Annotated in this window: 16 protein-coding genes and 1 tRNA gene; 14 read left to right on the top strand and 3 right to left on the bottom strand. The window is 70.2% G+C overall.

All coding sequences use genetic code 11. From position 1 onward, the window contains the following. Positions 1 to 142 precede the first annotated feature (142 nt). From clpS to KV203_RS05240, 12 genes are all read left to right on the top strand, one after another. Entirely contained in the window at positions 143 to 403 is a 261-nt protein-coding gene (clpS, locus tag KV203_RS05185; RefSeq protein WP_246600923.1) for an ATP-dependent Clp protease adapter ClpS, read from the top strand. A 71-nt stretch (positions 404 to 474) separates the two neighbouring features. Further along, on the top strand, positions 475 to 1044 hold the full coding sequence (gene aosR / locus KV203_RS05190; RefSeq protein WP_066474374.1) for an oxidative stress transcriptional regulator AosR: 570 nt from the start codon (positions 475 to 477) through the stop codon (positions 1042 to 1044). Continuing rightward, positions 1041 to 2114 carry a P1 family peptidase gene (locus tag KV203_RS05195; RefSeq protein WP_066474379.1) on the top strand — a complete coding sequence of 358 codons (1074 nt, stop codon included), beginning with the start codon at positions 1041 to 1043 and terminating at the stop codon, positions 2112 to 2114. Before aosR ends, KV203_RS05195 begins: the two co-directional genes overlap by 4 nt. 105 nt (positions 2115 to 2219) lie before the next feature. Beyond that, complete coding sequence (locus KV203_RS05200) at positions 2220 to 2600, top strand: M67 family metallopeptidase (RefSeq protein ID WP_066474515.1); 381 nt, start codon at positions 2220 to 2222, stop codon at positions 2598 to 2600. A gap of 72 nt (positions 2601 to 2672) precedes the next feature. Then, positions 2673 to 2984: a MoaD/ThiS family protein gene (locus KV203_RS05205; protein ID WP_066474383.1), complete on the top strand. Its 312-nt coding sequence runs from the start codon at positions 2673 to 2675 to the stop codon at positions 2982 to 2984. 4 nt (positions 2985 to 2988) lie between these two features. Next, the gene (locus KV203_RS05210) at positions 2989 to 3963 is read left to right on the top strand and encodes a PLP-dependent cysteine synthase family protein (protein WP_066474385.1); all 975 of its coding nucleotides are present in this window, start codon (positions 2989 to 2991) and stop codon (positions 3961 to 3963) included. A gap of 34 nt (positions 3964 to 3997) precedes the next feature. Then, a complete protein-coding gene (locus KV203_RS05215; RefSeq protein WP_066474391.1) occupies positions 3998 to 4621 on the top strand; it encodes a rhomboid family intramembrane serine protease in 624 nt (207 codons plus the stop codon). A 21-nt stretch (positions 4622 to 4642) separates the two neighbouring features. Beyond that, the gene (locus KV203_RS05220; RefSeq protein ID WP_066474396.1) at positions 4643 to 5404 is read left to right on the top strand and encodes a cyclic nucleotide-degrading phosphodiesterase; all 762 of its coding nucleotides are present in this window, start codon (positions 4643 to 4645) and stop codon (positions 5402 to 5404) included. Between the two features lie 22 nt (positions 5405 to 5426). Then, a complete protein-coding gene (rph, locus tag KV203_RS05225; protein ID WP_066474398.1) occupies positions 5427 to 6209 on the top strand; it encodes a ribonuclease PH in 783 nt (260 codons plus the stop codon). Then, on the top strand, positions 6202 to 6831 hold the full coding sequence (rdgB, locus tag KV203_RS05230) for an RdgB/HAM1 family non-canonical purine NTP pyrophosphatase (RefSeq protein WP_066474400.1): 630 nt from the start codon (positions 6202 to 6204) through the stop codon (positions 6829 to 6831). The genes rph and rdgB overlap by 8 nt, the downstream gene beginning before the upstream one ends. Positions 6832 to 7107: 276 nt before the next feature. Beyond that, complete coding sequence (locus tag KV203_RS05235; RefSeq protein ID WP_066474403.1) at positions 7108 to 7734, top strand: hypothetical protein; 627 nt, start codon at positions 7108 to 7110, stop codon at positions 7732 to 7734. Between the two features lie 11 nt (positions 7735 to 7745). Next, positions 7746 to 8648, top strand: coding sequence for a glycoside hydrolase family 5 protein (locus tag KV203_RS05240; RefSeq protein ID WP_066474406.1), 903 nt, complete (start codon positions 7746 to 7748; stop codon positions 8646 to 8648). Between the two features lie 18 nt (positions 8649 to 8666). On the opposite strand, the gene KV203_RS05245 is transcribed toward KV203_RS05240, so the two are convergent. The 3 genes from KV203_RS05245 to KV203_RS05255 form a co-directional block, all read right to left on the bottom strand. Continuing rightward, a complete protein-coding gene (locus KV203_RS05245; protein ID WP_066474408.1) occupies positions 8667 to 9023 on the bottom strand; it encodes a DUF3817 domain-containing protein in 357 nt (118 codons plus the stop codon). Next, positions 9020 to 9436 (bottom strand): hypothetical protein, encoded by a 417-nt coding sequence (locus tag KV203_RS05250; RefSeq protein WP_066474518.1) that lies wholly within the window; start codon positions 9434 to 9436, stop codon positions 9020 to 9022. Before KV203_RS05250 ends, KV203_RS05245 begins: the two co-directional genes overlap by 4 nt. A 70-nt stretch (positions 9437 to 9506) precedes the next feature. Continuing rightward, positions 9507 to 9588, bottom strand: a tRNA-Leu gene (locus tag KV203_RS05255). Between the two features lie 341 nt (positions 9589 to 9929). On the opposite strand from KV203_RS05255, the gene KV203_RS05260 reads away from it, so the two are divergent. Together KV203_RS05260 and acpS are read left to right on the top strand one after the other, a co-directional pair. Beyond that, the gene (locus KV203_RS05260) at positions 9930 to 19271 is read left to right on the top strand and encodes a type I polyketide synthase (RefSeq protein WP_066474410.1); all 9342 of its coding nucleotides are present in this window, start codon (positions 9930 to 9932) and stop codon (positions 19269 to 19271) included. After that, positions 19268 to 19672: a holo-ACP synthase AcpS gene (acpS, locus tag KV203_RS05265; RefSeq protein WP_066474413.1), complete on the top strand. Its 405-nt coding sequence runs from the start codon at positions 19268 to 19270 to the stop codon at positions 19670 to 19672. Before KV203_RS05260 ends, acpS begins: the two co-directional genes overlap by 4 nt. The last annotated feature ends 10 nt before the right edge of the window (positions 19673 to 19682 follow it).

Below are 19682 nucleotides of genomic sequence, written 5' to 3' on the forward strand. Positions count from 1 at the left end.
CCGGTGTTGTGGATCGAACCCGAGGTCGTACCCTGGTCACATGGCCGTGGGTACCATCACACTGGCGGCGGACCGAACGACGCAGACCGTTCCTCGGTCGTCCGTGCGCGCAGCGGCTCCGCAGGCCACTCCCGACACCAGAATGATCGAGAACGTTCGAGAATTCGAGGACAAGCCGTGGGTCACCGTGGTATGGGACGACCCGGTGAACTTGATGCATTACGTGACGTTCATCTTCCAGAAGCTGTTCGGTTACAGCAAGGCAAAAGCCACCGAGTTGATGATGCAGGTGCACCAAGAGGGCAAGGCCGTCGTCACCTCGGGATCCCGGGACAAGATGGAACATGATGTCCGTAGGCTGCATGCCGCGGGCCTGTGGGCGACGATGCAACGCGACACCTGAAATGGTTGCTGTGCATTAGCCGCTGCGGCCACCGACCTGCAGGACACCCTGCCAGAAGGATCGAGACGGACGTGCGGACGTGGACCAGGAAAAACTCGCTGGGCGGGGTGAAAGTGCGGTCCGAGCTGGACGCGCGTGAGGCGTCCGTGCTGCGCTCGCTGGTCGGTTCGGTGATCGGCATGCTCGACGCGCGGGCCGCGGAGGCGCCGCAGGACGCGCTTGCCGAGCTCACCGGCATGCGTACCGGTGCCAGCAACCCGCCCGACGACGCGGTGCTGGCCAGGCTGCTGCCCGAATTCCACCGGCCCGATCCGGACGAACCGGCGGCCGGCCGGGCCGACCTCAACGGCGCGTTGCGCAGCCTGCACGAGCCGGACATCCTCGACGAGAAGCGCGCGTCGGGCACGGTGATCCTGAACACCGTGCCGGAACGGGGTGGGCGGGTCGTGCTGACCTTGACCGAGGCGGACGCGTGGCTCACCGGGCTCAACGACGTCCGGCTGGCGTTGGGCACCACCCTGGGTATCGACGCCGACACACCCGAACAGTTGCCATCCGACGATCCGCGGTCGACGCATCTCGAGGTGTATCACTGGCTGACCTGGATGCAGGACTCGCTGTTGCAAGCCGTCGCACCGTGACGACGAGCCGACCGGGCAGCCTCACCGATGTCGGCGGCGTCCTGGTCGGCCACGACCACCGCCTCGATCCGGCCGCGACGCTGGGATCGGGTGCGGCGACCGGCTGCACCGTCGTGCGGCTGCCCGGCGGTGCGACGGCGTCGGTGGACGTGCGCGGCGGCGGTCCGGGCACCCGGGAGACCGACCTGCTGGAACCGGCGAACACCGTGCAGCAGGTCGATGCGATCCTGCTCACCGGAGGTAGTGCGTACGGTCTGGCCGCCGCCGACGGAGTGATGCGTCGGCTGGAGGAAGAGGGCGCCGGAATACCGATGGGGGAGCCGGGCCGAGTGGTGCCGATCGTGCCGGCCGCGGTGATCTTCGATCTGCCGGTGGGAGATTGGTCGGTCCGACCGGATGCCGAGGCCGGTTACCGGGCCGCCGCGGCGGCCGGACCCCACCCGGCGCGGGGCACTGTCGGCGCCGGCGTCGGCGCCCGGGCCGGGGTGTTGAAGGGTGGGGTCGGGATGGCCAGCATCCGGCTGACCGGCGGGACGGCCGCCGGGATGACGGTTGCGGCGCTGGTGGTCGCGAACCCGGTCGGTGCCGTATTCGACCCGACCACCGGTCTGCCGTGGTCCGGCGCGGCGCAGGTCGGGCTGCGCGCGCCCGATCCGACCGAGCTCGCCGCCGCGAACGATCTCCCGGTCAAAGGGACGGTGCTGAACACGACGATCGGGGTGGTCGCCACCGACGCGCCACTCTCCGCCGCCGGTTGTCGGCGACTGGCAGTGGTATCGCACGATGGTTTGGCCCGGGCGATCCGGCCGGCGCATTCGCCGCTGGATGGCGACACGATGTTCGCCGTTGCGACCGGCCGACGTCCGGTGCCGACGCCCGGGCTGCCGGTTCCGCCGGCGTTCCCGGTCGAGTTGCCGATGTTGACGCAGTTGTGCGCAGTGGTCGCCGACGTCGTCGAGCGGGCGGTCGTGGACGCGGTCGTCGCGGCCACCGGGTTGTCCGGGGTGCCGGCATATCGGGACGTCCTGCCGAGTGCTTTCCCGAGCGGCGCGCCGGCCGATCCGGAATAGCCTGGGGTGGCGAGCTGTTGTCGGACGAACACAGGCCGAGTACCGGTCGACGGAGGAGGTCACGGTTCGGTGGGGTTGGTGATCAGGTCGGATCTGGTGGCCGCGATGGTGAAGCACGCGCGCGCCGACCATCCGGACGAGGCGTGCGGGCTCATCGCCGGACCCGCCGGCAGTGACCGGCCCGAGCGATTCGTCGCGATGACCAATGCGGAGCGCTCGCCCACGTTCTACCGGTTCGACTCCGGCGAGCAGCTGCGGTTGTGGCGGGAGATGGATGCCGCCGACGAGGTGCCGGTGGTGCTGTACCACTCGCACACCGCCACCGCCGCGTACCCGAGCCGCACCGATATCTCCTACGCAGCCGAGCCGGACGCGCACTACGTCGTGGTGTCGACCCGGGATCCGGACCGGCATGAGCTGCGCAGTTACCGCATCGTCGACGGTGTGGTAACCGAGGAGGACGTCCAGATCGTCGGTGCGTATTGAACAGTGTCGGTGCGTACCGAACAGCGTCAGTGCGTACCGAACTCGGCTATCGCACATACCGAAGGAGTAACGATGTCCGTGACCGTGTCCGTTCCCACCGTGCTGCGGCCGCACACCGGCGGTGCGAAACGCGTGCAGGCCACCGGATCGACCGTCGCCGAGGTGATCGACGATCTGGACGCCAACTACGCGGGGTTGAAAGACCGGTTGGTCCAAGACGGCAAACTCTTGCGGTTCGTCAACGTCTACGTCAGCCAGGACGGGGTGGATGAAGACATCCGCTTTTCCGGTGGGCTGGCGACGGTCGTCGCGGACGGAGCGACCGTGACCATCCTGCCAGCCGTCGCCGGCGGCGACCGATCGCATACCGTCGCCGGCGGCTAGCGGGGTGGCCCGTTACGACTCGCTGATCGACTCGCTCGGGAACACGCCGTTGGTCGGATTGCAGCGGCTGTCGCCGCGCTGGACCGACGACGGTACCGACGAGCCGCATGTCCGGTTGTGGGCGAAGCTGGAGGATCGCAACCCGACCGGTTCGATCAAGGATCGGCCGGCGCTCGCGATGATCGAGCAGGCCGAGGCCGACGGTCGCCTCCGGCCAGGCGTCACGATCATGGAGCCGACCAGCGGAAACACCGGAATATCGTTGGCCATGGCGGCCAAGCTGAAAGGTTATCGGCTGATCTGCGTGATGCCGGAGAACACCTCTGCCGAACGCCGCCAGCTGCTCACCATGTACGGCGCCGAGATCATCGATTCACCCGCTGCCGGCGGCTCGAACCAGGCGGTCGCCCTGGCCAAGCAGATCGCCGCCGCACACCCCGACCGGGTGATGCTGTACCAGTACGGCAACCCTGCGAACGCGGCCGCGCATTACGGTGGCACGGGACCGGAGATCCTTGCCGATCTGCCCGAGATCACCCACTTCGTCGCCGGTCTCGGCACCACCGGCACGCTGATGGGGGTCGGTCGCTACCTGCGCGAACAGGTGCCGGGGGTGGAGATCGTCGCCGCCGAACCACGCTACGGCGAGCTGGTCTACGGGCTGCGCAACCTGGACGAGGGGTTCGTACCGGAGCTCTACGACGACTCGGTGCTGACCACCCGGATCTCGGTCGGCCCGTACGACGCGGTGCGCCGCACCCGGGAATTGGTCGAGCAGGAGGGTGTCTTCGCCGGCATCTCCACCGGCGCGATCCTGCACGCCGCGTTGGGCGTGGCAGCCCGGGCCCAGCGTGCGGGCCGGCGCGCGGACATCGCCTTCGTGGTCGCCGACGGCGGTTGGAAGTATCTGTCGACCGGCGCGTACGCGGGTACCCTCGAAGAAGCCGAGGAACGGCTGGACGGCCAGCTGTGGGCATGAGACGGGCGGTGGCTCGAATGATCGGTGGCCGGCGATGACCGGGGCATTACGTCCCCGTGGGCCCGCCGATCCGGTCACGCCCCGCCGGAGCGGCTGGACCTGGCGCCCGGCTGCCCTGGTCGCGCTCGGTTTCGTCGCGCTGCTCTGGCTGGTCGAGATCGCCGATGTCGCATCCGGGGAACAGCTGGAGACCAACGGGGTACACCCGCGCTCGACCGACGGACTGGAAGGCATCCTGTTCGCTCCGTTGCTGCACGACGATTGGGCCCACCTGATCGCCAACACGGTCCCGGCGCTGCTGCTCGGCTTCCTGACCTTCGCGCACGGGGTCGGCCGCGGTTTTGCCGCCACCGGCTTGATCTGGCTGCTCGGCGGGCTGGGCACGTGGCTGACCGGCGGCAGCTACAGCAATCACATCGGCGCTTCGGTGCTCGTCTTCGGCTGGCTGACCTATGTGATGGCGCGCGGGCTCTTCAACCGCAACGCCGGACAGTTGCTGATCGGGGTGGTCGTGGGCGTCTGCTACGGCGCCATGCTCTGGGGCGTGCTGCCCAGCCGGCCGGACGTGTCGTGGCAGGGACATCTGTTCGGTGCGCTCGGCGGGTTGCTGGCTGCTTGGCTGTTCTCCAGTCGTGGGACGGTGGCGCGCCCGGGCTGAGCCCCGTGGCAGCATGAGCGCATGCGCCTCACCGTGCTCGGCTGTTCGGGTAGCGTGCCCGGCCCGGATTCGCCGGCGTCCGGCTACCTGCTCGACCTTCCCGGAAATGCGCCCCTGGTGCTGGACATGGGCCCCGGCACGCTCGGCGCATTACAGCGCTATGCCGACCCGGGCGAGGTGTCGGTGTTGCTGAGCCACCTGCACGCGGATCACTGCCTCGACCTGCCCGGGCTGTTGGTGTGGCGCCGTTACCATCCGGGTCGCCCGTCGGGGCGGGCTGTCGTGTATGGGCCGTCGGGCACCACGAGGCGGATCGGCCAGGCGTCGGCCGAGGTCGGCGGCGAGGTCGACGACTGGTCGGACGTGGTCGACGCCCGAACGTGGCAGGACGGCGTCGCGGTGCGGTTCGGCGCACACACGGTCACCCCGCTGCGGGTGCACCACCCGCCCGAGTCCTACGGGCTGCGGATCACCGCGGATACCGGCCGGGTCCTGGCCTATACCGGCGACACCGGCATCGGTCCGGCCGTGCACGACCTGGCTCGGGGCGCGGACGTGCTGCTGGCCGAGGCATCGTGGACGCACGACCCGGCGAACCGGCCGACCGGCGTGCACCTGTCGGGCACCGAAGCCGGACAGATCGCGGCGGCAGCCGGAGTAGGCACGCTGCTTCTCACCCATATCCCGCCGTGGACGGCCCGGGCGGACGTGCTCGCCGAGGCGCGGGCAGCGTTCGACGGTCCGGTTCGGGCGGTCGAGCCGGGGGACATGATCGAGGTGTGATCGCTGGCGTTAGAGTCGAGTCGTGTCGAAACGAGCCGATGGCAGAGCGGACGACGAGCTCCGTGACGTCCAGCTGACCCGGGGATTCACGTCGCATCCGGCGGGTTCGGTGCTGGTCGAGTTCGGCGGTACCCGAGTGCTGTGCACCGCGAGTGTGACCCCCGGAGTGCCCGGGTGGCGCCGCGAGTCCGGCCTCGGGTGGCTGACCGCCGAGTACGCCATGTTGCCGGCGGCGACGCATACCCGCAGCGGCCGGGAGTCGGTCAAGGGCAAGGTCGGCGGGCGTACCCAGGAGATCAGTCGACTGGTCGGTCGGTCGTTGCGGGCCTGTATCGATCTGGCCGCGATCGGGGACAACACCATTGCGATCGACTGCGACGTCCTGCAGGCCGACGGCGGCACCCGGACGGCGTCGATCACCGGCGCCTACGTCGCGCTGGTCGACGCCGTCAGCTATCTGCGGGCCGCCGGCAAGCTGGCCGACCCGCAGCCGATCTCCTGCGCGATCGCGGCGGTCAGCGTCGGCGTGGTCGACGGTCGGGTGCGGCTCGATCTGCCCTACGAGGAGGACTCGCGCGCCGAGGTCGACCTGAACGTCGTCGCGACCGACACCGGCACCTTGGTCGAGGTGCAGGGCACCGGGGAAGGTGCGACGTTCCCCCGGTCCACCCTGGACGCGCTGCTCGACTCGGCGCTTGCGGGCTGCGAGCGGCTGTTCGAGGTGCAGAAGGCGGCGTTGGCGCAGCCCTATCCGGGTACGTTGCCCGAGCCGGCCGAACCGGCCAAGAAGAAGTTCGGTGGCTGACCGGCGGCTGCTGCTGGCCAGCCGGAATTCCAAGAAGCTGGTGGAACTGACCCGGGTGCTGGCAGCGGCCGGGATCGACGGAATCGAGATCGTCGGGCTCGACGATGTGCCCGCGTATCCGGAGGCGCCGGAGACCGGTGCCACCTTCGAGGCGAACGCGATCGGCAAAGCGCGTGACGGTGCGGCCGCGACCGGGTTGCCTTGCGTCGCTGACGATTCCGGGCTGGAGGTGGATGCATTGAACGGGATGCCGGGGGTGTTGTCCGCGCGCTGGTCGGGTCGGCACGGCGACGATGTGGGCAATACGGCATTGCTGCTCGCCCAGTTGGCCGACGTGCCGGACGCGCGTCGCGGCGCTCGTTTCGTGAGCACCTGCGCACTGGTCGATCCGGCCGCCGACGGCACACCGGTGGTGGTCCGCGGTGAGTGGCCCGGCCGGATCCTGCGGGCACCACGCGGCGAAGGAGGCTTCGGCTACGACCCGGTGTTCGTGCCGACCGGTGCGGACCGGACCGCCGCCGAGCTGGCTCCGGCCGAGAAGGACGCCGCGTCCCATCGCGGTCGCGCCCTGCGGTACCTCATCCCGACGTTGGCTGCGCTGGGGCGCCCGGCCGAGCGCTGAGTTGGTCGAGCGCCGAGTTGGCCGAGCGCTGAGTTAGGTCGAGCGCTGAGTGGCCTGCCGGCCGTCCAGCGGTCGGTAGAATTCTCGGCAACCAGAGGGCTGTTGGCATCCGCGGTAGGTTGCGGGTTTCCCGTCGGCTATCATTTCCGGTGATATCGCATGGACCATGGTGCGATGGGATCTGCGACTTCGTCGTCGAAGCTCGAAACGGCAACCGGCAACAGTAGATCTGTGCGCGAAATTCGATCGGGGCCCGGCGGATAAGAGAGGTGCGTTATGACCGATGAGCCCACGCACGCCACGGATGCCCCGGTCCGCCGAATGCGGCTCGGGCGGCGCCGGTTCATCGGCGGAGCGTTGGCCGGGGCCGGGGCCGGGGCGCTCGTCGCCGCGCCGGTCTCGGCAGTCGTGCAGCCCGCACCGGCCGGCGCAGCGGTGGTCGGCAATCGGACGTTCGTTCCGGCGCGGGACTTCCAGTGGGGCACCGTCCAGGACGACCTGACTTGGTCGACACAGGATTTCGGCAAGGCGGAGGTGACGAACCGGGCCGAGTTCAGCGCACCCGCGGCGGCGTCGCTGGTCGCGATCGACATCGTCTGGACCAAGACCGGCCCCGACAGTGGAACCATCCGGTGGGCCGGCGGCCTCTCCTGGATCGAAGGCGATCAGGCTGTGGACGGGACCGACGCCGGCACCCCCTGGCAAGTGGTGAGCGCCGAAGCGCCGCCCACCCTTCGGGTGCCGGTTACCACCCGGCTCGGTGAGTTCGCGATCAACACCACATCACCGTGTTGGGCGCTGACCTTCACCCGTCAGGGCACCAGCGCCGAGGACACCTACCCTGGCTCCGTACAGGTGCTCGGTGCGGTCGCCACGGTGGTGGCCGCTGCCCCTTTAGCCTGACCCCCGTAGCTGTGCAGATTCCGGCGAACACCCGGCTGTGGGGGGCGAATCTCAATCCGGCGCCGGACTACTTCAGCGCGCCGAGCTCGTGGGCGCAGCTGTGGCAGGTCTGGGACTGGGACAATTGGATCCGGCCGATGATCGACCAGGTGCGGGGTATCGGTGGCAGCTGTGTGCGGGTGTTCGGGAACACGCACGTGGTCACCTCCGGCCAGATCGATCTGGCCACTTATCTCCAGCGTTGGCGACAGCTGCTCGACTATGCCGCCGACAACGGCATGAAGGTTTTCCCGTGTGGCGGTGACCTGGGCCATTGGGGCCGGGCGACCTCCCGGACGGCGGCGCTGTCGCTCTACCGGGCTTGGTCGGAGTTGTTGTCCGGCTACTCGAACGTGATCGGGATCGACATCACCAACGAGGCGAGCGATCAGGCGCATGCCGCCTGGGCGGAAGCGTATTCGCAGCCGGAGCCGTGGTTCGACCTGATCGCCGAGCTGGGTGAGCTGGTGCGGCAGGTGTCCGGCAAGCCGATTACGCATTCGCGCAGCGCGCACGAGAGCGCGGCATTTCGCAGCGGCTTCATCCATACCGACCTGCTCAGCGACTTCCTCAGTGTGCACTGCTATTACGTGCCCGCGCCGAGCGACGCAGGAGCGCTTCTGGCGGCCGAGTGGGCGGCGGGTAAACAACTGATCATCGGCGAGTTCGGCGGCTCTCGGCAGGACGGGATCGATCTGCCGGAGCTGTTCACTGCTGTGCGGACAGTGGTGTCCAGCGACAGCCGGATCGTGGGTGCGTTGGCCTGGTCGGTCCGCGATATGGGACCGACCCCGGACTTCGGCTTGTTCGACGCGGCCGGTACGCCACGTGCCGATGTCGCCCCGATCCTGCGCGGCTTTCCGACCAGCCGGTGATCCGCGTCCGGGTCGGGTTCAGACGCCGAAGTCGACCCGGACCTGGCGGGTGCGCTGATGCTCGACCCAGAACGACAGAAACGGCACTGTCCCGGCGAGCAGCGTGCCCAGCGTCCGCAGGGCCGGCCAGCGCACCTTCACCGCCAGGTCCAGCGTGACCAGTAGGTAGGCGAAGTACACCCAGCCGTGCACCACCGGAATCCAGCTCGGCGTGTGCACGCCGAACCCGTACTTCAGCACCATCTCGGTGGTCAATACCAGCAGCCACAGACCGGTCACCCAGGCCAGGATGCGATAGCGCCGCAGCGCCGCAGCCACCTTGGTGGGGTTGGCCACGGGGCTCGCGGACGAGGCGGTGTCGGACGGCGCGGTCACGGGGTACTCCTGTCGGCCGGGTCACGGCTGAGGTCGTCGAGTCGGCGGTCGGGCTCGAGGTCGGCAAGGTAGAGCTCGGCGAGGTACCGGTTGTATTCGTCGCGAACCGGATCGCCGTGGCTGCTCGGTGCGGTCGGGCGCGGGGGAAGGAGATCGGCCGGGATCTCGGCCGGTTCCGGTGCGGTGTCCGCGGCGCGTGGCCGGTGACCGCGTTCGAGCTGGACGAATCGGCGATAGGTGTACACCGCGAACCCGGCAAACAGCGGCCATTGCAGTGCGTAACCGAGATTCTGTGCGGTACCGCCGACTGCCTCGAACCGCGACCACTGCCACCAGCCGAGTGCCAGGCAGCCCCCGGCTACTGCCAGCACCAGCACCAGCAGGGTGGCGCGGAGACGGATCGAGGTGCTCACGGCTATGACGGTACCGGCCGGGGTGGCCGCGGCCGCGCTGAACCGGTTCCGACCGGGGTCCGAACCGCGGTGCGCGAGGGGGGACTCGAACCCCCACGTCCGAAGACACCAGGACCTAAACCTGGCGCGTATGCCAATTTCGCCACTCGCGCGCGGGTTATGAGGATACGCCGGTACCCGGCCGTCGGCCCAGCTCGGCTATCGGCCGATGCCCGGATCCGGGTTATGTAACGAATTCATAACGGAACTGTCGTGGGTCGTACGTGCACGGTGGCCCGATGCGCTGGGAGTTCTACGGCGCTGCGGAGAAATAGTGGTACGAACGTACCAAGTACCGGCGAGTAGATCGGGGCGACCGGAGTGTCGCAGCGGAGAACATGAGGAAAGCCTCATGATTTTGTGGCACGGTTGAGCCTGCCCAGCGGCACGAGCCGCTGCCGCCTGCGTGCGGCACCGCTGATCCACCAGCCCGATCGACGAGAGGAATCTGCCCGTGACGATCGACGCGAGCGCCCCCCGGAGCAACCGCACCGACGAGTCCGCCGCGACCGGTCGGCCGAGTCCCGACGACGCGGCGGCATTGCTCGATCGCCTGGCTGCGGGTACTCCCTACGCGGTTGCGTTCGGGGGACAGGGCGCGCCGTGGCTGGACTCGTTGATCGAGCTCGCCCGGGAGAACGCGTTGGAGTCGCACCTGGCGGCGCTGCTCCGGGGAGCGTCGGCCCGGCTGGAACCGGTGTCGGCCCAGCTGTTGGTGGTTCGGCCGGCGGGGTTCGATCCGATCGGTTGGATGATCGACGACGCCTTCGCCGACGACGACCCGGCGGCCGCTCCCGGTCCTTCGGTCGCGGTACTGCGCTCGGCTGCGGTCTCGTTGCCGGGCGTGCTGCTCACCCAATTGGCCGCGGTGCGCGGGTTGACCCTGGCCGGCCTCGACCCGGCGGTGCACGTGCCGGCCGCTGCGATCGGGCATTCGCAGGGTCTGCTGGCTACTGCGGCGCTCGGCGACCGCCGGGTCGACGACGTCGAATTGCTGGCGGTAGCCCAGTTGATCGGCGCCGCGGCCGGCTTGATCGGACGCCGCCGTGGGCTCGTCGCGGTCGGCGACCGCACGCCGATGCTGGCGGTGTCCAACGCCGATCCGGCAGAACTGCAGGCCGTTGTGGACGGATTGTCCCTCGGCGCGGACGCGGTGGCAGATTCGGCGCAGGCGGTCGTCATCGGGATCTGTAATGCCCGCCGCCGCGTGGTGCTGACCGGCCTACCGGCCCAACTGGATCGGGTGGCTGCCGAGTGTGAGCGGATCGCCGCGGAGCAGAATCGGGAACGAGAAGCGAAGAAGCGGGGCGGAGCCGTCTTCGCGCCGGTCTTCGAATTCCTGTCGGTCGACGTCGGTTTCCACCACCCGGCGCTCGCCGACACGGTCGATCTGGTCGCCGGCTGGGCCGAACAATGCGGTCTGGACGTGGAATTCGCCCGGGAGATGGCCACGCGCATCCTGGTCGAGCCGGTCGACTGGGTCGCCGCGGTCGATGCCGCGACCGCTACCGGCGCACACTGGATTCTCGATCTGGGGCCCGGCGACCTGATCACCCGGCTCACCCGTGCCACCGTGCGCGGGCGGGGCGTCGGGATCGTGCCGGTCGCCACCCGAGACGGGCAGCGCGCGCTGCTCACCCCGGGCGCCGCGCCCGAGATCGAGCCGGCGTGGTCGGACTTTGCGCCGCGCGCGGTGGTGCTGCCGGACGGCCGGACGGTCACCGAAACCGCGTTCACCCGGCTTACCGGCCGGTCGCCGATCCTGCTGGCCGGAATGACTCCGACCACGGTGGACGCCAAGATCGTGGCCGCTGCGGCGAATGCCGGGCACTGGGCCGAACTGGCCGGCGGCGGACAGGTCACCGAGCAGATCTTCACCGACCGGATCGCCGAGCTGCGGACGCTGCTCGAGCCCGGCCGGGCGATCCAGTTCAACTCGTTGTTCCTCGATCCTTACCTGTGGAAGCTGCAGTTGGGCGGGAAGCGGCTGGTCCAGCGCGCCCGTGCAGCGGGTGCGCCGATCGACGGGGTCGTGGTCACGGCCGGCATCCCGGAGCTGGACGAGGCGGTCGCGCTGATCGAGGAGCTCGGTGCGGCCGGGATCGAGCACGTGGCGTTCAAGCCGGGCACGATCGCGCAGATCCGTGCGGTGATCCGGATCGCGAACGCGGTGCCGGACTACCCGGTGATCGTGCATATCGAGGGCGGCCGGGCCGGCGGGCACCACTCCTGGGAAGATCTCGACGATCTGCTGCTCGGCGGCTACGCCGAACTTCGCGCTCGGCCGAATCTGGTGATCTGTGTCGGTGGCGGCATCGGCACGCCGGAGCGCGCGGCCGACTACCTGACCGGGCGGTGGGCGCTCGGCCACGGTTACCCGGCGATGCCGGTGGACGGGGTCCTGGTCGGCACCGCCGCGATGGCGGCTTTGGAAGCCACCACCGCACCCGCGGTGAAGCAACTGTTGGTCGACACTCCGGGCACCTCGGAATGGGTCGCGGCCGGCACCGCCGCAGGTGGAATGGCTTCCGGCCGTAGCCAACTCGGTGCAGACATTCACGAGATCGACAATGCGGCATCGCGCACCGGGCGGCTGCTCGACGAGGTCGCCGGTGACGCCGAGGCGGTTGCCGCGCGCCGGGACGAGATCATCGCGGCGCTGGACAGCACGGCCAAGCCCTATTTCGGTGACGTGTCTGCCATGACCTACACCGGCTGGCTGCAGCGCTACGTCGCACTCGCCGCGTCGAACGGCCACGCAGCCGGAGCCGGTTCGGTCTGGTTGGACGTCAGTTGGCGGGACCGGTTCGCGGCGATGCTGGACCGGGCCCAGGCTCGACTCCACCCCGCCGACCGGGGCTCGATCGACACGCTTTACCCGGGCGGGCAATCACTGGAGCAGCCGGCGGCGGCCGTCGACGCGCTGCGGGCGGCGTACCCCGCTGCCGACACCGCGCTGCTGCACCCCGCCGACGTGCCCTTCTTCGTCAACCTCTGCAAGACGCCGGGTAAGCCGGTGAATTTCGTGCCGGTGGTCGACGCCGACGTGCGTCGCTGGTGGCGTTCCGATTCGCTCTGGCAGGCGCACGACCCGCGGTACGGCGCCGATCAGGTGTGCGTGATTCCGGGGCCGGTATCGGTGGCCGGAATCACCCGGGTGGACGAGCCGGTCGGTGAGCTGCTCGATCGGTTCGAGCGTGCCACCACCGAGGCGTTGCTCGCCGCCGGGTCCACGCCCGAGTCGGTGTCGGCGCGGCGGCGGGCCGACCTCGCCGAGGGCGTCGTCGACGTGATCGTTGCCGCTCCGGACGTGATCTGGGCCGGCCGGTCGACGCGCAATCCGGTCGCCCGCCTCGGCGATCGAGCCGAGTGGGTGCGGCGGGCCGCCGACGCGACCGGCTCCGTCCTGGTCCATCCCGGTACCGGCGCAATCCTGGCGGCCGACGGACCGGACCGGGCCGAGCTGACCGTGCCGCTGGGACGCGGCCGGGAGTTGCGGATTCCGATCACCGTGCCGGCCGCGGTGCGCGACGGGGGCGCACCGGTGATCACCACCGAGGATGCGGCGGCCGCGATGGGCCGCCTGCTCGGCGTCGCCGCCGGCGGTGATCTGCCCGCTGTCGTCGACGGCGCCGCGCGGATCGACCTGGCCTGGACACCGGACCTGTCGGCCGATCACGCCGGGATCACCGGCGTCGGGCTGCCGGCCGAGCTGAGTACGGTCGGCCGCAGTGTGCCGGACGTGCTGGTCGGTGCATGTTGGCCGGCGGTGTTCGCGGTGCTCGGGGCCTGCGAGGTGGACGGTCTACCGGTGATCGAAGGTTTGCTCGACCTGGTGCACCTCGATCACCGGATTCGGCTGGAGCAGCCGCTGCCCGCGGAAACCAGCATTCTGGTGGTCCGGGCAACCGCCGGCGACGTGCTCGACACCGACCTCGGCCGGGTGGTCGAGGTACAGGTGGAGATCCGCACCATGCGCGACGAGCTGGTCGCGCCGCGGCTGGCCGTGCTCACCGAGCGGTTCGCGATCCGCGGTCGATCCGGGGCCGGGGTATCGGCCGATCCGGACCGCGCCGGTGGTGCCCTGTCCGGGGAATTCACCGAGACCACCCGGCGGCGGCGGCGGGACGCGACAATCGTCGCGCCGGGGGACATGAGCGCGTTCGCCGAGGTATCCGGCGACCACAACCCGATCCACACCAGTACCGCTGCTGCGGCGCTCGCCGGACTCGGCGGCGAGGTGATCGTGCACGGCATGTGGTTGTCGGCTGCTGCGCAACATGTCGTGTCGGCGCTGGACACCATGACCCCCGGCGCTCCGGCGCCCCGGCGGATCACCGCCTGGACCGCCCGGTTCCTCGGGATGGTGCGTCCCGGTGCGCGGATCGACGTGCGGGTGGACCGGATCGGGATGGACCACGGCGCCGAGATCGTCGAGGTCGCCTGCCGGGTCGGCGAGGACCTGGTGATGGTGGCGACCGGCCGGACCGCCCCACCCAAGACGATGTACGCCTTCCCCGGCCAGGGCATCCAGCGCGTCGGCATGGGCCTCGACGCCAGGGCCCGGTCCGCAGCGGCCAAGCAGGTGTGGGACCGGGCCGATCGGCATACGCGTGCTGCACTCGGCTTCTCGATTCTGGCGGTGGTCCGGGACAATCCGACCTCGCTGACCGCTCGTGGCGTCGAGTACCGGCACCCGGACGGGGTGCTGCACCTCACCCAGTTCACCCAGGTTGCGATGGCCACGCTCGGCGTCGCCCAGGTCGCCGAGCTGCGCGAGGCCGGTGTCTTCGTCGAAGACGCACTGCTGGCCGGGCATTCGGTCGGGGAGTACAACGCGCTTGCCGCGGTCGCGCGGGTGTTGCCGCTGGAAGCGGTGCTGGAGGTGGTGTTTCAGCGCGGCTCGGCGATGCATCAGCTGGTGCCCCGCGATGCGCACGGTCGGTCCGATTACCGGCTGGCCGCGATCCGGCCGTCGCAGTTCGGCCTGCCGGACGACGAGGTGGTCGACTTCGTCGCCGGCGTCGGAACGCAGGCCGGGGAGTTCCTTCAGGTGGTCAACCTGAACTTGCGTGGCTCGCAGTATGCGATCGCCGGCACGGTCGCCGGCCTGGACCAACTGCAGGCCGAGATCGAGCGGCGGCGTGCGGAATTCGGCGGCAAGCCGGCGTTCATCCTGGTACCTGGCATCGATGTTCCGTTCCATTCCAGCGTGCTCCGAGCCGGGGTGCCGGAGTTCCGGAGGCGGCTGGAAGACCTGCTCCCGACCGAAATCGACCCGACGCTGCTGGTCGGCCGATACATCCCGAACCTGGTGCCGCGGCCGTTCTCCCTGGAGCGCGAGTTCGTCGCCGAGATCGCCGCGCTGGTGCCGTCGGATCCGCTGGCCGCGGTGCTGGCCGATTTCGCCGATTGGGCGGCGCGGCCGGTGCAGCTGTGCCGGGTGGTGCTGATCGAGCTGCTGGCATGGCAATTCGCCAGCCCGGTGCGCTGGATCGAGACCCAGGACCTGGCGTTCACCGATCCGGTCGCCGGTGGTTTGGGGGTCGAGCGCTTCGTCGAGGTCGGTTTGGCCGCCACGCCCACCGTGGCGAACCTGGCCGGCCAGACGTTGAAGCTGCCCGGCCGAGCGGGTGGTCCGGTCGAGGTGCTCAACGTGGAGCGGGAGACGGCGATCGTCTTCGCCACCGACGTCGATCCCGAACCGGTAGCCGAGGACGTCGCGGTCGATCCCGCCACGCCCGCCACGCCCGCCGAGCCGACGTCTCCGACACCGTCGGCGCCGGCGGTGGCCGGGCCGCGTCCGGACGACATGGTGTTCGATGCTGCCGACGCGACCCGGGTGCTGATCGCGCTGTGGACCAAGCTGCGGCTGGATCAGATCGGTCCGGTGGACACGATCGAAGGGCTGTGCGACGGGGTGTCGTCGCGGCGCAACCAGTTGTTGGTCGACCTCGGTTCCGAGCTGTCACTCGGCGCGATCGACGGTGCCGCGGATGCGGACATGGGGGCGCTCTCGGCGACCGTGCACAAGCTTGCCCGCACCTACAAGCCGTTCGGGTCGGTGCTCACCGATGCGCTGAACGACCACGTGCGCAAAGTGTTCGGGCCGTCCGGGAAGCGCCCGGCAGCGATCGGCGATCGAGTCCGTTCGGTGTGGCAGCTCGGTGACGGCTGGGCGCATCACGTCATGGCCGAGGTGGCGCTCGGTACCCGGGACGGTGCCAGCGTGCGCGGCGGTGATCTGGGTGGGTTGGTCACCGGCCCGCTGGATGCCGCCGGGGTGGACGCGGCGATCGATGCCGCGGTCGCCGCGGTGGCGGCCCGGCGCGGGATCGCGGTGGCTCTTCCGTCGGCCGGCGGCGGTGGCGGAGCGACGGTCGATGCCGCTGCGCTCGGCGAGTTCGCCGAGCAGATCACCGGCCGGACCGGGGTGTTGGCGTCGGCTGCCCGGCTGGTGCTGGAGCAGCTGGGTTTGGACGAGCCGGTGTCGGTGTCGGCCGCGGCCGACGACACGCTGGTTGATCTGGTTTCCGCCGAGCTCGGCGCCGACTGGCCACGGCTGGTCGCGCCGGCTTTCGACGAGCGGCGTGCGGTGTTGTTCGACGATCGTTGGGCCAGTGCGCGGGAGGATCTGGCCCGGCTGTGGCTGGCGGCGGGCGAGGCGGGCGGTTCGGAGTTCGCCCCGTTCTCGCTCGTCTCGTTGGCCGGATTCGCCGGTGCCGGAACCGCCCTCGCGACGCAGGCACTATGGTGGCGCGATCGTGCCCGGCGGGCCGAGCGCTCGGTGCTGGCCGCGGCATACGGCCAGATCGCCGATATTGCCGCCCATCCGGAGGACGAGGGCCGGTGGGCCGACGAGGTTGCGGTGGTGACCGGTGCCAGCGTCGGTTCGATCGCTGCGGCCGTCGTCGGTCGCCTGCTGTCCGGTGGAGCGACCGTGTTCGCCACCACATCCCGGCTCGATGCGGAGCGACTGGACTTCTACCGGGAGCTCTACCGCGGGCACGCCCGGCCGGGTGCGGCCCTGTGGGTGGTCCCGGCCAACCTCGCCGCGTACGCCGACGTGGATGCGCTGGTCGAGTGGATCGGTACCGACCAGACCGAGAATGCGGGCGGCAGTGCCAAGTTGGTCCGGGCCGGGATGACTCCGACGCTGCTCTTTCCGTTCGCGGCGCCGGCGGTGGGGGGTGCGCTCGGTGACGCCGGACCGCGGACCGAGTTGCAGATGCGGGTACTGCTCTGGTCGGTACAGCGGTTGATCGGCGGCCTGGCCGCGATCGGCGCCGATCGCCAGGTGGACGCGAAATTGCATGTGGTGCTGCCCGGTTCGCCCAACCGCGGAATGTTCGGCGGGGACGGCGCATACGGCGAGGCCAAGGCGGCGCTGGACGCGATCGTCGCGAAGTGGACGTCGGAGCGAACCGCGACCGGCGCGTCCTCGTGGGCCGATCGGGTCACGTTGACCCACGCGCTGATCGGCTGGGTACGGGGAACCGGTCTGATGGGCCACAACGATCCGATGGTCGATGCGGTCGAGGCGGCCGGCGTGCGTACCTGGTCCACCGCGGAGATGGCCGACCAACTGCTTGCCGGCTGCCGCCCGCAGGCGCGGGCGGCAGCACGGGACACGCCGCAGCAGCTCGATCTGACCGGCGGCTTGGCCGAGGCGAAGCTGGACTTGCCCGCGTTGGCCGAACAGGCCCAGGCCGGCGCCGACCCGGGGAACCCGACGGACAGCTCTGCGGCCGAAGATATGTCGGTCGCGGCATTGCCGGCACCGCCGACGTTGCTCCCCGCGGCGACCACCCCGCAGTGGGGACCGGTGGACGCCCGCCCGGAGGACCTGGTCGTGATCGTCGGTGCTGCCGAGCTCGGACCGTACGGCTCGTCGCGCACCCGGTTCGAGATGGAGGTCGACGAGCGGCTCTCGGCAGCAGGCGTGCTGGAGCTGGCGTGGACCACCGGGCTGGTCACCTGGGAGAACGACCCGACCCCCGGGTGGTACGACGCGGACACCGGAGAGCTGGTGCCGGAGGCCGACATTGCCGAGAAGTACCACGACATCGTCGTGGCCCGTTGCGGGATTCGTCGTTACAGCGACGAAGGGGGGATGCGCGACAACACCGCGCCGCTGCTCACCTCGGTCTTCCTGGATCGGGATCTGTCGTTCGTGGTGACCGGTGCGGCCGAGGCGCGAGCATTCGCCGCGGCCGACCCGGAACACACGGTGATCGCGCCGGAACCGGATTCGGCCGACTGGCGGGTAACTCGGAAGGCCGGCACCGAGATCCGGGTGCCGCGTCGGCTGGCGATGTCGCGGACGGTCGGTGGGCAGATTCCCACCGGGTTCGACCCGACCCGTTGGGGTATCTCGGCGGACATGGCGTCGTCGATCGACCGGGTCGCCTTGTGGAACATGGTGACCACCGTGGATGCGTTCGTGTCGGCCGGCTTCTCGCCGGCGGAGCTGATGTCCTGGGTGCATCCGAGCCTGGTGGCGAACACCCAGGGCACCGGAATGGGCGGAATGTCGTCGCTGCGCTCGCTCTACATCGACGCGTTGTTGGGCGATCCCCGGCCGAACGACATCCTGCAGGAGGCGCTGCCCAATGTGATTGCCGCGCACGTCATGCAGTCCTACATCGGCGGCTACGGCGCCATGGTGCACCCGGTTGCGGCGTGCGCCACGGCCGCGGTCTCGGTCGAGGAAGGGGTGGACAAGATCCGGCTCGGCAAAGCCGAAGTGGTCGTGGCCGGCGGGTTCGACGATTTGAGCGTGGAAGGCATCACCGGCTTCGGCGACATGTCGGCGACCGCGGACTCGGCGGCGATGGCGGCCAAGGGGATCGACGGGCGTCGGTTCTCCCGTGCCAACGATCGGCGTCGGGGTGGTTTCGTGGAGTCACACGGCGGCGGCACGGTGTTGCTGGCTCGTGGCGACGTCGCTGCGGCGATGGGGTTGCCGGTGCTCGGCGTGGTGGCCTGGGCGCAGTCGTTTGCCGACGGGGTGCACACGTCCATTCCCGCGCCCGGCATCGGGGCACTCGGGGTGGGCCGTGGCGGCACCGAGTCGAGGTTGGTGCACGAGTTGGGCCGTCTGGGACTGACCCCGGACGACATCGCAGTGATCTCCAAGCACGACACCTCCACGGCGGCGAACGACCCGAACGAGGCCGAGCTGCACGAGCGGCTCGCCGACGCGTTGGGCCGAACCCCGGGTGCGCCGCTGTTCGTGGTCTCGCAGAAGACGCTGACCGGGCACGCCAAGGGTGGCGCCGCGGCGTTCCAACTGATCGGCCTGTGCCAGGTGCTGGCGACCGGGGTGGTGCCGCCGAACCGTAGCCTGGACTGTGTCGACGATGCGATGGCCGAGTTCCCCCGGTTGGTGTGGCCGCGGCAGCCGCTGCGGTTCGGCGCCGATTCGGCGTCCGACGCCGGGCTGCCGAAGGCGGGCCTGCTGACGTCGCTCGGCTTCGGCCACGTATCCGGCCTGATCGCGGTATCCCACCCGGAGGCCTTTGTCGCCTCGCTCCCGGCGGCGGATCGGGAGGGGTACCGCCGGCGGGCGGCCGAGCGGGTGGCTGCCGGCCGGCAGCGGCTCGCCGCGGCGATGTGCGGTGGGCCGGCGCTCTACGAACGACCGGCCGATCGTCGGTTGGGATCGGACGGCGCGGCCGCACACGAGCTGGAGGCGCAGGTTCTGCTCACGCCGCACGCGCGGCTGGGTGCCGATGGTGCGTACCGCACCGACGTCGGTGCCGCCGACCACACCGAGCAGGCGCAGCGCCGATGACGGTTCTGGGGATCGGGCTCGACCTGGTGACCGTCTCGGATTTCGCCGAACAGGTCGAGCGGTCGGGAACCACCATGCTGGCCGAAGCGTTCACCTCTGGCGAACGGCGCTACTGCGAAGGCAAGGCCGCCGATCGGATCCGCAGCTATGCGGCGCGCTGGGCGGCGAAGGAGGCCGTGCTCAAGGCCTGGGCGTCCTCTCGCTACGCCCGGCGTCCCCAGGTGGGCGACGATCCGTATCAGCTGATCGAGGTGGTCAACGATGCCTGGGGACGGCCGCGGATCAAGCTGCACGGGGTGGCGGCCGAATTCCTTCCCCGGGCCACGGTGCACCTGTCGTTGACCCACGACGGGGACACCGCGGCCGCCGTGGTGGTGCTGGAGGACCCGGGGGAAGGCTAGTCGGGTGCGG

It is taken from the genome of Skermania piniformis, assembly GCF_019285775.1.
GTDB lineage: Bacteria > Actinomycetota > Actinomycetes > Mycobacteriales > Mycobacteriaceae > Skermania > Skermania pinensis.